Here is a 14,498-nt window from a genome sequence, read left to right on the forward strand (position 1 = left end):
GTGATAATATTTTTGAGCAAAAATATTTATCTATAACGAGGGTGTGTAAAAAATATTGAAAACCATGAAATCTAAAATAACCAAGCTTACAACAAAAATCTAAAGCAATGAAAGTAAGAGTTCTTAGAATAAATGATGCAATATAAAATCAGGAGTAATAATAAAAAGTGATTCATTTTGAAAATGTCGGTCTACGCTATGGAATGGGACCTGAGGTCCTTCGTGATATTAGCTTTCATATTCCTCCTGGATCATTTCAATTTCTCACTGGCGCCTCTGGAGCAGGGAAAACGTCGTTGATGCGTCTTATGTTTTTGGCAATCAAACCCACCCGCGGTCATATTGATTTATTTGGAACAGACACAGCGTTACTCAAACGACAAGAGCTCCCTGCGCTACGACAACGTATCGGTGTTGTTTTTCAAGATTTTCGTTTACTCGACCACATGACCACTTATGAAAATGTCTCCTTACCTTTACGCATTAAAGGACAAGAAGAGGCAACCTATCGCAGTGAAGTGGAAGATCTTCTCTGTTGGGTAGGTCTTGGAGATCATATTCATGTTTTACCACCAGTTCTTTCCGGCGGAGAAAAACAAAGGGTAGCCATTGCACGCGCGCTCATTGATCAACCTGAAATTCTACTTGCCGATGAACCCACCGGAAATGTCGATCCGCCCTTAGCAAAACGCTTACTCCGTTTGTTTATTGAATTAAATCGTTTTGGAACAGCTGTTATCATTGCTACCCATGATATTGCCTTAATGGAACAAGTTGCAGCACGACGTATGCTTCTCCATAACGGACGGATGACGATTCATGAATAAGTCTTTCCCCATTTTTACAAGCAATAAAAAAAATACAACAGCGATTATTCCCAGTGGCAATATTTCTGGAAAAGCATTGGTTGCCGTGATTGCTATTATGACGTTTCTTTCAAGCCTCACCTTAATCGGTGTTGATTTAGTCCAACGTGCCGCCCAAAATTGGAGTAATCAAATTAGCTATGAAGCAACAATACAAATACGCCCCATAGACAATGTTGATATCAACAAAGCACTCCGTGATGCCGTACAATTGGTTAAAACATTTTCTGGTGTACAAGATGCAAAAATTGTTGACCAAAAAGCTACCGAAAAGTTACTGGAACCATGGCTTGGAACAGGCTTCAATGTCAATGAACTACCCCTTCCCCGCCTTATCATTGTGACCCTGAAGAGGGATGAAAAAATCAATTTTGCAGCCATTAATCACGCCATTAAAACCCAAATTCCAGGAGGTCAATTTGATGATCACCGTGTTTGGGTCCATCGTTTTGCGACCATGGCACACACCACTGTTTTTATCGGTTTTTCAATTTTAGCATTGGTTCTAGGCTCTCTTATTCTTACCATCATTTTTACCACCCGCAATGCATTGGCAGAAAATGCGCATATTATCAATGTCTTATATTTCCTTGGTACTGAAACTCTTTTCATTGCCCGCCAATTTGACTGGCATTTTTTTAAAACTGCGCTGCGTGGTGCTTTATATGGTGGTCTCACAAGCATATTTCTGTTTTTAGCCTTTTGTCTCTGGACGAATTATAACTTGGGAAGAGTGGAAGCTAGCCAAGTAACAGCTTTGTTTGGACATATTTCCATAAGTTCCGTTCCTTACGGAAAAATCATTTTTCTTATTATTTTCGTTTCTTTTCTTACCACTCTTACAAACCGCATGACTATTTTAGCGCAACTGAAAAAAATCGATCAATGTGAAAATGGTTTATTTTAATTTTATGACTTACCACTCCTACCTTTCCAACTCGTTGAGGCAAAACAATTTAGAACGTCCTCTTCCAAAACGACCCCACTATCGTTGGTCTGTGTGCTTTTTATTTCGCTATTTTCCACCGACAACACTTACTCTTGCAATCATTGTTTTCATTTTCTGGGGCGGTTTTATTGTTTTTTCTGAAAAAACTGAACGACTTTCTCCCCCAAAGCCTCTCCCCAAAGCTGATGCCATCATTGTGCTGACAGGCGGGGAAAACCGAATAGAGACAGGACTCCATCTCTTACAAAAGGGGCTTGGTTCACGACTCCTTATCAGTGGCGTAAACACCACAACCAATCTGAAAGGTTTCATGCATAACAGGCATATTACCCCACGGCTTGTCTCATGTTGTATTGACATTGGGCATCAAGCGATTAACACCAGAGGAAACGCTAAAGAAAGTGCTACTTGGATCAAAAAACACCACTTTAAAACCCTTTATATCGTCACCCATGATTACCATATGTGGCGCTCGATGCGAGAACTTAAATATTTAATGCCTGATATCCATTTCATTGCCTATCCTGTTAAAAAGAGCAATGCTGAAAGCGCAATACAACAGATCAATCAAATCCGCATTCTTCTATTCCAATATATTAAAACGCTCCAAGTCTATCTCAGAACCGCTTTCTGATCTTTCCCCCTAATCTTTATCCTTCTGACTTTTTTAAAACCTTGCCATCTTCTGACCGCTTCATACCGTTCTTTCCATAGCCTTCCACACGAGGTTGCCTCTATAAAAGCTCGACAGAGCTTACCCTCATACAAAACAGAATACCCCAATACACGTATCACTGTATTGCACATTCACCCAAAGACATCTCTTACATCCAAAACATATCTTACAGCACGGATTTGTATATGCCATCCCAATATATAAGCTCTTGTAAATAAAGCCCCCAGACAACTATAAGATCTCCCGACTTGTTATAGAGATATATTGATACCACCCTCTGCTTCATAAAAAAGACAAACCGCCCCCTATATTTTACCGCCCCGCCCAATATTACGATAGCTCTTAAGCCACTTGGGATGATTGGTAAGAGACATGCTTTACGCCTTTTTTCAACACGAATATACCAACCTCATATGACATGCAAAGAAGTAATTTTAATAGGTTTAAAATAAGAAAATTTATGATAATTAGATTTCTCATTCAACAGAGAGAAGGTTAAACGATCATTATAAATCGATACATTAGTAATAATCTCTTCATTCAACAAAGCATCTTCATAAGAGCATTTTAGATCACAGATAGGAATAAGCTCAAAACGCACACCGCCACGAACATCCCACGTTCTTTATCGCAATCTTTTTTGAAATCATTTCCCTCTAAAAACACTTTTTGTTTGGCTGCCTCCCCAAAAAAGAACGAAAATTTTTAAACTCTAGCGATCTGTAAACAATAACAATCCAGCTTCTTGCCTAACGCGTTCTCCCTGCTCACTTCCGATCACCCCTGCTCAAAGGACAGATTTCATAAGAGTTGTGATTTCCTCCCAACATCTCAAAGGACGATGATTCCTATCAGCAACGGTTTGTAAACAATCCTACTTCTCTGGGCAGATTCCTCTCTGCTTCCCCATTTATATGGTTTACTCACATAAGGCTCAACGAACAAGCTCTGCTTAAAGCTATTCATCACGGTCGCTAAAGCGCATGCGTCATCATTTTATCCGTCTACTACCTAAGATGTTTTATCACATGCAACATATTGATTTATAAGGAAAGTTTATACACTACAACTTGAATGAGATCTCTCAATATCATCAGATTCTCTCATCTTAAATCTCTTCTCTGTTGAATCAATCAAAACCATTTGCTTGCACATCACAAAGGACTTGCACATCACAAGGGAAGAGAGCTTGCGTGGCGTAAAACTGTACAAGAAAGGCATGCCTCTTATGGACTTGTCTCAAGTGCCAAGGACTGTCGCAACACCCACGAGCTGGCAAAGTGTATGGATAGTGCCAGTTTGTTACGACACGCTGTTTTACGACACAATGGATAGCTTAACATTTTCAGTATCTCTCACTTCCAATTTTGGCAAACTGCGAACAATTTTCATTGTTTCCAAGCTTACCGTAATAACCCGCTGAAACAATTCCAAAGGATAGGCCGGATTACCCACCGTTTCAACAGCATAGCGATTAGCATCATTCACAATCCCACTCGCTTTATCCGTTTTGACAATCTGGCGCTCCATAACCCATTCAAGAGCAGACCGGCCATTGACCACATACTCATAAGCTTCAAGAGGAATATTCTGCATCGTAATATTTGCGTTATAAACCACTGTGCTCTTGTCAATAGCGCCACGCTTACCAGCAAATTTCATCGCTTCAACACGATAGAAACTCTTCTCATCAGAAATCATCCAAGTTCTTGGATCACCCTGTTTATAGGTAACGGGATAGGGTTCAATCTCTTCATAATTCATATGCAAATCACCAAGCTTTCGCCCCGCTGTTACAAAAGCCCAAAAATCCTCTACCTTTTTAACTGTTGGAATTCGTGGCAATTCTTTAGACAAATTATGCGCATAACGCGCACGGTAATCTTCAGAATGCAAAATCCCATAAACATAATAAAACAAATCATCCTTTGTTATCATTTCACCAGGATATGCTGCCTTAAAATATGCCAACCCTTCATCCGTGAGTGCATCACGCCGCTGCAAACCAGTTTCTTTGCTTTCCTCTGAAAAATTTGCAAACAAATGAACCTGATCCTTCTCTTTATCTCCTAAGTACTCAGCATCCTCATAAACATACCGTGGAAAACACTGACCAGTATCCATTGTATGAAGATTGGGTAAACTCTTAGTCATAAGGACAGAAAAGCCACTGCTTGCTCCAACTCCCGTAACTTGTATTACTCTGTTTTCAACCGCTTGCTCCATAGGGAATATACGCGGCATTTGATATACTCTTTCATTAAAAGTACGGTTATAATAGAGCCATTGTTGTGTAAAAGGACGATAAAGACTTTGAACTAAGCAATTACTTTCAAATTCAGAAAACTTTCCTCTTACCAATTCTTCTTTAAGGCTACTACTCCAGCTGATTTTCCTTGCATCTAAATTTACGAAATCATTCACAGCATTTGCACGCACTTTGCGGTCAGAATGCGCATAAACATTATTAAAACGTTCCACTTCATTGTTATAGAAAGTTATCGTGTTACGCATATTCTTCGCTAGATCTTCACGGTTTGAATTATATGCCCAGGCATCGCGAGTAGTTATAATCCCACGAGAAAACGTTTCAAAGAGCTTTTTATCACTGCCTTTCTTATCACCTAAGGCCATAAATTTTTTAAAATCATTGTTGCGCTGATTCAACCAATCGCCATGCTCATCTGGTGTAATCATCTGCCAGCCGTGTTCACGCTTGATCCCACCAACATTACTCAACCGCTGAAGTTGAGATAATTTCTCTTTTGTCGTGAGATTATCACCAATATCGTAATAGTAAATTTTGCAATGCTCCGTGACATTTGGATTTTTAATAAATAGTGTCACAGCAATTCCTGCCATACTTCCACTTCCGAAAACATTTTGCCCTTCTCGAGCACGTCCTTTGCTCATCATATTTTTGCGAATATCACCACGCAAATTGAGAACATAAATGCTCGAAAATTCTTCATTCAATTCTTTTCGTAAGCCATTCGTAGAATATCCATTGATAAAACCTGAATTTGTCACAAAACCAATAACACCACAGTCTTTTATGCGATCACTTGCCCAGCGAATGGCACGAATATAACTGTCATAAAGTCCGTTAACATTACTCGCTTTAGATTGAGCAGCATAGGTTTCACGGATACGACGGTCCAATTTAGGATAGCCAATATTTTTAGCATTGTCGTTTTCGCTTTTTTGTCCCGAAGAATAAGGGGGGTTGCCAACAATAACACGAATATCCAGTTCCTTCTGGCGTGACCGACGTGTGCTGTTATCCACCAGCAAATCACTGATCAGATCCTTTTCTTGCTCATAAAGCTGGAATGTATCGGTTAAACAAATTCCCTCAAAAGGAACATAACCTCCCCCCATCAGACCATGATAGGTCATCTCAATATTAATGGCTGCAATATAATAGGCTAAAAGCATGATTTCATTGGCATGAATTTCATGACAAAATTTGTGTTTCATCTCCTCTGGTTTTATCAAACCCGATTGTAAAAGCCGCGTGATAAAAGTCCCCGTTCCTGTAAAGGGATCCATGATGTGCACACCCGATGAGCCAAGCGTTTGCCCAAATTCTTGCTCTAAGACATCATTAACAGAGTGCAAAATAAAATCCACAACCTCAACGGGGGTATAAACAATGCCTAGTTTTTCTACAGTACGTGGAAAAGCATAACGAAAAAACTTATCATAAAGCTCTACAATCAACCTCTGTTTTGCTTTTTGATCCGTAATTCCACTGGCGCGTAATTTTACACTTGCGTAAAATTTCTCGAGATCTTTGGATTCCTTATCAAGGTTCGCCTCATCAAGCACATCAAGCATACGTTGCATAGCACGCGAGACAGGGTTCTCACGTGTGAATTGATACCCCTCAAACAACACCTGAAAGACAGGACGCGTGATAATATGCTGTGCCAACATCTCAATCGCATCAGCTTCTGTAACAGCATCATTTAAATCATCACGCAGTTCTGCCACAAACCTGTCAAAGGCTCGACGCGCCTCAGTATCTGGCTCTGCCAGAATACCTGTTAACCGCGTGATATGATTCTTAGCAATCTCAGCAATATTGCTCGCCCAATCTTCCCAATAATCACGTGTCCCACATTTCTTGACAATCTTTGCTAGAATCGCACGAGAAAGTTCATCCACTGGGAAAGAAAACTCCTTGTTTACCTGCTCTGTAAGAGTGAAATCATATTCCGGTGCTCCAATTCCCGCTCGTGCCGGTTGTGCGCGTAGTGGAAGATTGTCTACAACAGCTGTAACAGCCTGTAACTCAGTACTCTGCGTGACACCAATAATCTCAACCACATTGCTGATATCCTGCCCCAAAGATGCCTTATTAATCGTCGCATCAAAACGATCATCATGCGCACGCAAAGCATTTAAAATTTGCCAAACAACCCGATATTTATCATTGTTGTTCAAAGCCTGTTCCACTGGAATCCCAGAGGGAATGCCAATTGGCAAAATGACATACCCCATCTTTTTTCCTTCAGAGCGACGCATCACCCGTCCAACGGATTGCACAACATCAATTTGGCTCTTGCGTGGATTTAAAAACATGATCGCATCAAGAGCTGGAACATCCACCCCCTCAGACAAACACCGTGCATTGGTCAAAATACGACAAACATCCTCACCACTATCCGCTTTCAGCCAATCAAGTAATGCACCACGATCCTTCGCATTGAAAGTGCCATCAACATGCTCAATTTCACACTTCAGAAAGTGCTCATTTTCCGTATTCTCTTTCGTATAATCAAGATATTCTCTAACAACCGCAGAAAATTCACCACACACCAGTTTAGAACTTTCAATAGTCTTGCAAAACGCCAAAGCACGACGCATGGGGTGTGGATCCGCACCAACATCAGCCTTCAGATCTTGTTTTGTGAGCGCCTTATAACAGCCAATAATCTTCGTTGCATCATCAAGAACAAGTGAAGACTGGTCATCACTAAGACGCTTCTGAACAGCGGAACTGACCAATTTTTCATCCATTGCTAAGACAATAACCTTATAATCCGTTAAAAGATCATTTTGTACTGCCCAAGAAAACCCCCGATAAAAAAGTGTTTTACCAAAAAGCTTTTCATCATCCATCGAAGCAAGAACAACATTGGCTTCATTCGCGCGACTTTTTGCGTTATCACCAAAAATACGTGGTGTCGCTGTCATATAAAGGCGCTTCTTGGCACGAATAACATCATTAGAATGCACCTTAACAAAATTGGATTCATCCTCTCCAACCAGCGTTGCCCCTGTTGTACGGTGCGCCTCATCACAAATGATAAGATCAAATATTGGCAAACCATACTTTTTCTGAGCATCCGCAACCACCTGAATGGATTGATAGGTTGCAAATACAACGCTCATCCTATCTGCAACACTCTTACCCGCCTGTTCTGCAAGTTTAGCAGCATCGGTTGTCGCCGGAAAAGCAAGATCAAACACATCAATTTCAGCAACATCATCACTATTTTTACGACGCTTTCCCACTTGTGTATCGGAACAGACAGCAAAGGAGCGCAATCCGATTTCTGCATCCGTTGTCCATTCACGCACCGTCTGTGATATCAACGCCAAGGAAGGAACAAGAAACAGAACAAACTTGCCTTCACCCGCCAAATCCTCAGCAATTTTAAGACTGGTAAATGTCTTACCAGTACCACAAGCCATAATAAGCTTACCTCGATCTGCTTGAGCAAACCCAGCACGCACATCACGCAATGCATCCTGCTGATGTGGACGAATTTTCTTTTTATCCTCCAACACAATTTTGCCCTGGGCTGCAAAAGTTTCCCAACGGATTGGGCTTTGTTGTATATCGGAAAGATTAATCCGTATAACAGGAATATCCTGCCCCCGTATCATTGTTTCAGCGTTATCACTCCAAGCACTTTCAGTACTATCTATAATAACACGCCGCTTAAATGGAGCTTTCCCTGATGCCGAAATAAAACTATCAATATCTGCTTTTCTAATCCGATATGCTGCATCATAAAATTTACATTGGATTGCCGCAAAACCCTCTTCATTACGAATCTTTGCCACAAGATCGATGCCAGTATCATGACCATTCCAATCATTTTCACGAGCCCAATCTCTAAAGGTTTGAACCTTTTCATAACACCCAAACTGAAGAGGATCATGTGTCAGATAAGCAAGAGCAAAACGCTCAAAATATGTACCTTTGTCCCGTTCGGTACGCGCTTCGTCACGATATGTCTGTAAAAGCGATTGCAGCGTCATGCTTCCCCCCAATGAAAAATACTTTCAATTATCGAGTCTAGCCAATTTGGTCAAATGCCTATTATTTCCCCAAAAGACTTTAGATAACTCGATTTACTGAATGAACCGATATTTATAATGGTATACGTACTAAGCAAAACAAATGAATAAAGTTTTACTTATTAGCAAAAGAATAGAATCTGCTTCCTACTCATCTCTGATAAATATCATGTAATCACGCACAAGAATGTAGAGATTGGTGAGCTTCTTTTTAATATTTATCTATTGAAAATAGTTTAAGCTCATATTCAGGAGGTGCTAAACGCAATAAAAGCATAACGTAAAACTAACAACCAGCTATACCAATACACATAATAATGAATACAGCAATTAACATTCCCAGCAACATGAGCCCATAAGTGTATTCATCTCGTTCTCCCTACAAAACTGGAGCTTCGTAAAAACCTATATCTCCGTCGCATAAAGCCATAAAGAATCTTAAAACCAAACGTTACCAATACCAACGCCCCTCCCTTTGCCATACAATTTGTGAGAAAAAACAGGGTAACGAATAAACAAAAGGAAAAGAAAAACTATAGAAACCAACCCACCTCGTATAACCCGTTCGTTTTTTTTAGATATAAGCTGCTTTTCGTTTAAACTTGCTTCTTTTTTATCTTATTTGTTAACAGATATACACTCCACTTCCACGCCTATTTTTAGGTTAAAATCCTAAAGTTATCGCGCCTTGTCTTTTGTATAGTTATAAAAATACAAAGGAAATTTATTCATGATACGTTGTGCCATAAAACTTCATCCTTTAACGTTATATAAAGCGCGCTCCACTTAACGAACAAAGCGTTTTCTAAAATAGAACAGCGAATAACGCTAAACTTTTCCCATCCATGTTTCGCTTCATAAACGCTTCATCCAAGTGGAAAACATCACAACAAACATGCCCCACAATTGATAAAGCCTAATCGCGTGAAAGAGCGACAACAGGGTCAAGCCGTGAAGCTTGCCGCGCTGGAGAAAAACCAAAACAGATTCCAATGAGGGTTGAAAAAGTAAGGGATAAGATGATCGAATCAATCGTATAAACCAAGTGGATAGGCGCCTTAAACAGAAGAAATAAACCACCAATAGAAAGCCCAAGCAAGATTCCCAAACCACCACCAATCACACAAACCAACACCGCTTCAATGAGAAACTGCTGCAAAATATCACTTTGACGTGCACCAACTGCCATACGCACACCAATTTCATTGATCCGCTCAGAAACGGTGACCAGCATAATATTCATCACCCCAATACCACCCACAATCAACGAAATAGCTGCAATTGAAGAAATTAAAAGTGTTAAGATATGTGTACTCTCCATGATACGTTCACGAAAGAATTCTGAATTTCTAATGAAAAAATCTTCTCCACCATGCCGCATAATGAGAAAACGTTTCACCATGTTTTCCGCTAAATGTGAATCGACATCATCAGCAATCCTAACGGTAATTGCACGAACTTCTGTTGTGCCAAGAAAACGCGTTTGCACTGTTGTATAGGGCAAATAAAGCTGTAATGTATTTGATGTATTTCCATTTGCGTTATTTTGCGAATCAACAACACCAATGATACGTGCTGGAACATTACCCACATGCACCACTTTGCCAAGGGGACTTTCATGGCTATGGGGGAAAAGAACAGACAATGCTTCTTTCTCAATCACGAGATCAACCGCCCGATCCTGCACACTTTTTTGATCAAAAAACTGTCCTTTGAAAACCTTAAGCCCCTGTGTCTGAAAGAATTGTTCTCCCACCCCCACAATGACGGCATTGACTTCAACTGCACCAAAACGCACTTTCGAGCTTGTTGAAATCTGAGGTGTTACACCAAAAACATAAGGTAACCCAGACAAGGCTTCTGCATCAGCTTCAACAAGACTTGTTATTTTCTCTGCTTGGGGATCAGAAAAACTTTTGCCAGGTAAAATTGTTAATGTATTAGCACCCAAGCTTTTAAAATTTTCCAAAATTTTCTCTCGTGTACCATTTCCCAAAGCCACCATAGCAATAATTGCCCCAATACCGATAATCACTCCAAGCATTGTTAAAAAAGTTCGCATTCGATGTGCATTCATTGCCAACAAAGCCATAATAAATGCCTCACGAAACCGCTCAACAAAAGACCGAAAAGAGCCAAGCTGTTGTTTAACTTTTAGTTTCTGTTTTTCATAAAAAGATTGACTATCCGTTTTTATTTTTGCCCCCACTGCTCTTTTCTTTGCAACCTTTGTCATACTGTCAGCAATAATTTCTCCATCACTGATTTCGATAATACGCTCTGCTCTTTTGGCCACCTGCATATCGTGAGTTACAATGATAATAGTACGACCTTCTTGATGAAGCTCATCCAAAATACGCAACACTTCCTGTCCACTCTGCTTATCCAGTGCACCAGTTGGCTCATCGGCAAGAATAACCTCCGCATTATTCATCAACGCTCGAGCAATAGACACCCGTTGTTGCTGACCACCCGAGAGTTGATTTGGACGATGATTCACCCGATCACCCATGCCCAAGCGCGTTAAAAGATCTTGTGCACGCTTTTTCCTTGCTTCCACGGCATATCCTGCATAAATAGCAGGAATTTCAACATTCCCAAGAGCTGTCAATTCATTCAACAAATGATAGCGCTGGAAAATAAAACCAAAATGATTGCGCCGCAAAGCCGACAATTCATCAGCTGAAAGAGAGGCTGTTTCTTTCCCTGCAATCCAATAACGACCAGAAGTTGCCCGATCAAGACAACCTAAAATATTCATCAATGTGGATTTTCCTGAACCAGAAGCTCCCACAATCGCTACCATTTCACCGCGCTTAATGGTAAGATTGATGTCCTTCAAAACAGTAACAAATGTTTCGCCCGCAGGAAATTTACGTACAATATTTTCCAACACAAGGACAGCATCTGCTTGGTTTGTGTTCATGGCTTAAATCTCGTCTTCACTATGCACGTCAGAAGGTTCTGGCATCACCCCATCAGGCGAGCCGGTGATAACAACATCGCCCTCATTAAGTCCTGAAACAATCTCTGCCATCACTTTATTATTCAACCCAACGCTCACCTGTTTAGTAACCACCTTGTTTCCCCCCACCAAAACAGAAACCCATGCCTTATGTTCTTTTGTCTCATCGCGTAAAGCATCGCTTGGAACCAACAAGACATTTTGAGCACGCCCTAAGATAATATGAACTTGAGCAGTCATATAGGTTCGCAAAAAATTGTCCGCATTATCAACATGTAAAATTCCGTTATAATAAATAGCTGATGAGATTAAAGCACTAGACCCCCCTACCATACCAGGATTAATACTCACATCAGCACGAATTGCTTCAGGAGCCGGCTCTATCTTTTCTAAAACGCCCTCATAACGACGCTGCGAATTCCCTAAAACCGTAAAATAAAGTGGTTGTCCAGCCTGAACTTTAAGAACATCAACTTCTGAGATTTGCGCCTTGATCGTCATCTTTGACAAATCGCCCAAAATAACAATTGTTGGCGCCGACTGAACCGCATTCACATTCTGCCCTTCTTCCACAACTGTTGCCAAAACCGTTCCCGCTGAAGGGGCAATGATGCGTGTATAACCTAAATTGACCTCTGCACTATCCACATCAATTTGTGCTTGCACAATCTGCTGTTGAAGTTGAGCAATTTGCGCCTCACGTATTTTTACTTGTGTCACAGCATCATCGAGATTAGCCCGTGAAACCGCACGTGACTCGATCATTTTTTTCTGACGCGCTAAATTTTTCTGCGCAAGAGAAAGATGGGCTTCTTGTTCTACCAAACTCGCATAATAGTGAGATAATGCTGCTTTTTTTCTTTTTAAATCATTTTCTTGATCTGTAGGATCAATTTCTGCCAAGAGATCGCCTTCTTTCACAACACTCCCAGGAGAAACGCGCATTGATACCACACGCCCTGTTGCACGCGCACCAACAGCCACCAACCGATAAGGACGTACAAGACCAGAAGCTAAAACACTTTCCTCAATATCCCCACGCTTCACCACCGCGGTTATATAAGTTGGGCTAGATGTTCCAAAAACAACAGAACGCAACCATAAAAACAAGAGAAGAAGGAATATAGCAGCTAAAAAGAAGGAAAGTTTTTTGTGTTTTGTAATGAAATTTTTGAGCAGACTTTTTTTCATTTTCCTACCTTTGCACGCGAACGAGGTGCACCATCAACGACTTCCGGACGTGATACATCAACAACGCCATCCCAGCCCCCCCCCAATGCTTTCATCAACGTGATATATTGCGTAACCAAAGAAACACGGCTATCTTTAAGTGCCATTTGTGCAGAATAATAAGAGCGATCAGCATTTAACAATTCAAGAAAACTGGTATTTCCATTCTCAAAAAGACTCCGTGAAAGTTTTAAGGAATGAAGAGAAGCTTTATTCACAATGATTAGCTTTTCTAAGCGTTGATATTCTTTAGTTAATCTTACCAACGCATTTTCTACATCTTCTAAAGCTCCCAAAACAGCAGCCCGATAAGTAATAAAAGCTTGATCACGCTGTGCACGCGCAACAGCAATAGAAGCCTCAACCTGACCTCCATTAAAAAAAGGAAAACGCAGACCAGGTCCAAAAGACCAGCCAATCGTTGAATTTTTCCATAACTGATCTATCGCCGTTGCTGCTGTCGAAATATTACCTGTTAAAGTAAGTGATGGATAGCGATCTGCTTCACGCTGACCAATCCGCGCTGTTGCTTGCGCGTATTGACGCTCTGCCCGTCGCAAATCCGGACGTGTTAACAAAATATCGGCTGGAATTCCTGCTGGTATCGGCCAGCGTGGTTGTGGAATCTTTGCATGCTTAGCATTTTTTTGTAAAAGATCCTTCAATGCCGTAGGCACACAACCAGTTAAGACAGAAAGGCGATGAACGCTCATTGCTAAATTCGCTTCCATCTGTGATATATCTGCTTCTGTATTTGCCATTTGTGCTTGCGCATTTGAAACATCGAGCTCAGAAACATCACCAGCTGTTAATCTAGCACGCATCAATTCATAGGTTTTACGTTGTGATACAGCAATTTGACGCACAATCAACAATTTCTGTTGCCAACCACGCATTTGTACATAATTTGTTGCCACATCTCCTAACAATGTCACCATGGTAGCACGCATATCTTCCACAGCCGCATCAAGACCATAACGCGCTGCTTCAACCGCTCGTTTATGCCCACCAAAAAAATCAAGCTCCCAGCTTGCATCAAAACCACTACGGTATTGGTTTAACAATGCATCAGACTGTCCAGAATGACTACGGGTTCCTGAAATTGAATTGGACACATTTGGTAAAAGAGTTCCTACAACCTGCCCTAAACCCGCACGCGCCTCACGTACCCGAGCTTTGGCAACAGCAACATTATTATTTCCAGAAATCGCATAATCCATTAATGCATCTAGAACAGGATCATTCAAACGCCGCCACCATCCGGCAAGCGCAACTGGCTGTCCTGCAGTCTGTGCAGATTTTTCTCCCCAAACTGCTGGAACACGAAAAGATGTTTTCTGGTAATTAGGACCAACCATACATCCTGACAAAAGCAACCACAACAAGATACTAGAAAGTAATCCACGAGAAGCGCCCCTTTTGAGATTTCTGATATACATCTAGTCTCCCGCATTCTTTCAGAATCATTATTTAATATTAATACTTTATTTACTTCTT

General features: G+C 40.9%; 7 protein-coding genes. 3 read left to right on the forward strand and 4 right to left on the reverse strand.

The features are described 5' to 3' along the window. Positions 1-167 precede the first annotated feature (167 nt). The 3 genes from ftsE to U736_RS0105845 are packed head-to-tail and all read left to right on the forward strand — an operon-like array spanning position 168 to position 2,449. Positions 168-827, forward strand: a complete 660-nt coding sequence (gene ftsE / locus U736_RS0105835) for a cell division ATP-binding protein FtsE (protein ID WP_015856996.1) — start codon at positions 168-170, stop codon at positions 825-827. Next, positions 820-1,773 (forward strand): cell division protein FtsX, encoded by a 954-nt coding sequence (locus U736_RS0105840; protein ID WP_015856997.1) that lies wholly within the window; start codon positions 820-822, stop codon positions 1,771-1,773. Before ftsE ends, U736_RS0105840 begins: the two co-directional genes overlap by 8 nt. Continuing rightward, positions 1,760-2,449 (forward strand): YdcF family protein, encoded by a 690-nt coding sequence (locus U736_RS0105845; protein ID WP_015856998.1) that lies wholly within the window; start codon positions 1,760-1,762, stop codon positions 2,447-2,449. Before U736_RS0105840 ends, U736_RS0105845 begins: the two co-directional genes overlap by 14 nt. 1,359 nt (positions 2,450-3,808) lie before the next feature. On the opposite strand, the gene U736_RS0105855 is transcribed toward U736_RS0105845, so the two are convergent. The 4 genes from U736_RS0105855 to U736_RS0105870 all read right to left on the reverse strand — a co-directional run bounded on the left by U736_RS0105855 (position 3,809) and on the right by U736_RS0105870 (position 14,440). Further along, a complete protein-coding gene (locus tag U736_RS0105855; RefSeq protein WP_026500441.1) occupies positions 3,809-8,767 on the reverse strand; it encodes a DEAD/DEAH box helicase in 4,959 nt (1,652 codons plus the stop codon). A gap of 955 nt (positions 8,768-9,722) precedes the next feature. Continuing rightward, the gene (locus tag U736_RS0105860; RefSeq protein ID WP_015857000.1) at positions 9,723-11,732 is read right to left on the reverse strand and encodes a MacB family efflux pump subunit; all 2,010 of its coding nucleotides are present in this window, start codon (positions 11,730-11,732) and stop codon (positions 9,723-9,725) included. Between the two features lie 3 nt (positions 11,733-11,735). Further along, entirely contained in the window at positions 11,736-12,962 is a 1,227-nt protein-coding gene (locus U736_RS0105865; RefSeq protein WP_015857001.1) for an efflux RND transporter periplasmic adaptor subunit, read from the reverse strand. Next, positions 12,959-14,440 (reverse strand): efflux transporter outer membrane subunit, encoded by a 1,482-nt coding sequence (locus U736_RS0105870; protein WP_015857002.1) that lies wholly within the window; start codon positions 14,438-14,440, stop codon positions 12,959-12,961. The genes U736_RS0105865 and U736_RS0105870 overlap by 4 nt, the downstream gene beginning before the upstream one ends. Between the last annotated feature and the right edge of the window lie 58 nt (positions 14,441-14,498).

It is taken from the genome of Bartonella grahamii ATCC 700132 (genome assembly GCF_000518085.1).
In the GTDB taxonomy this organism is placed as follows: Bacteria; Pseudomonadota; Alphaproteobacteria; order Rhizobiales; family Rhizobiaceae; genus Bartonella; species Bartonella grahamii.

What these genes read in the sequence shown, in the direction of transcription:
- U736_RS0105840 (WP_015856997.1), top strand. Translation starts at nt 820, where the DNA reads ATGAATAAGTCTTTCCCCATTTTTACAAGCAATAAAAAAAATACAACA.
- U736_RS0105845 (WP_015856998.1), top strand. Translation starts at nt 1,760, where the DNA reads ATGGTTTATTTTAATTTTATGACTTACCACTCCTACCTTTCCAACTCG.
- U736_RS0105855 (WP_026500441.1), bottom strand. Translation starts at nt 8,767, where the DNA reads ATGACGCTGCAATCGCTTTTACAGACATATCGTGACGAAGCGCGTACC.
- U736_RS0105860 (WP_015857000.1), bottom strand. Translation starts at nt 11,732, where the DNA reads ATGAACACAAACCAAGCAGATGCTGTCCTTGTGTTGGAAAATATTGTA.
- U736_RS0105865 (WP_015857001.1), bottom strand. Translation starts at nt 12,962, where the DNA reads ATGAAAAAAAGTCTGCTCAAAAATTTCATTACAAAACACAAAAAACTT.
- U736_RS0105870 (WP_015857002.1), bottom strand. Translation starts at nt 14,440, where the DNA reads ATGTATATCAGAAATCTCAAAAGGGGCGCTTCTCGTGGATTACTTTCT.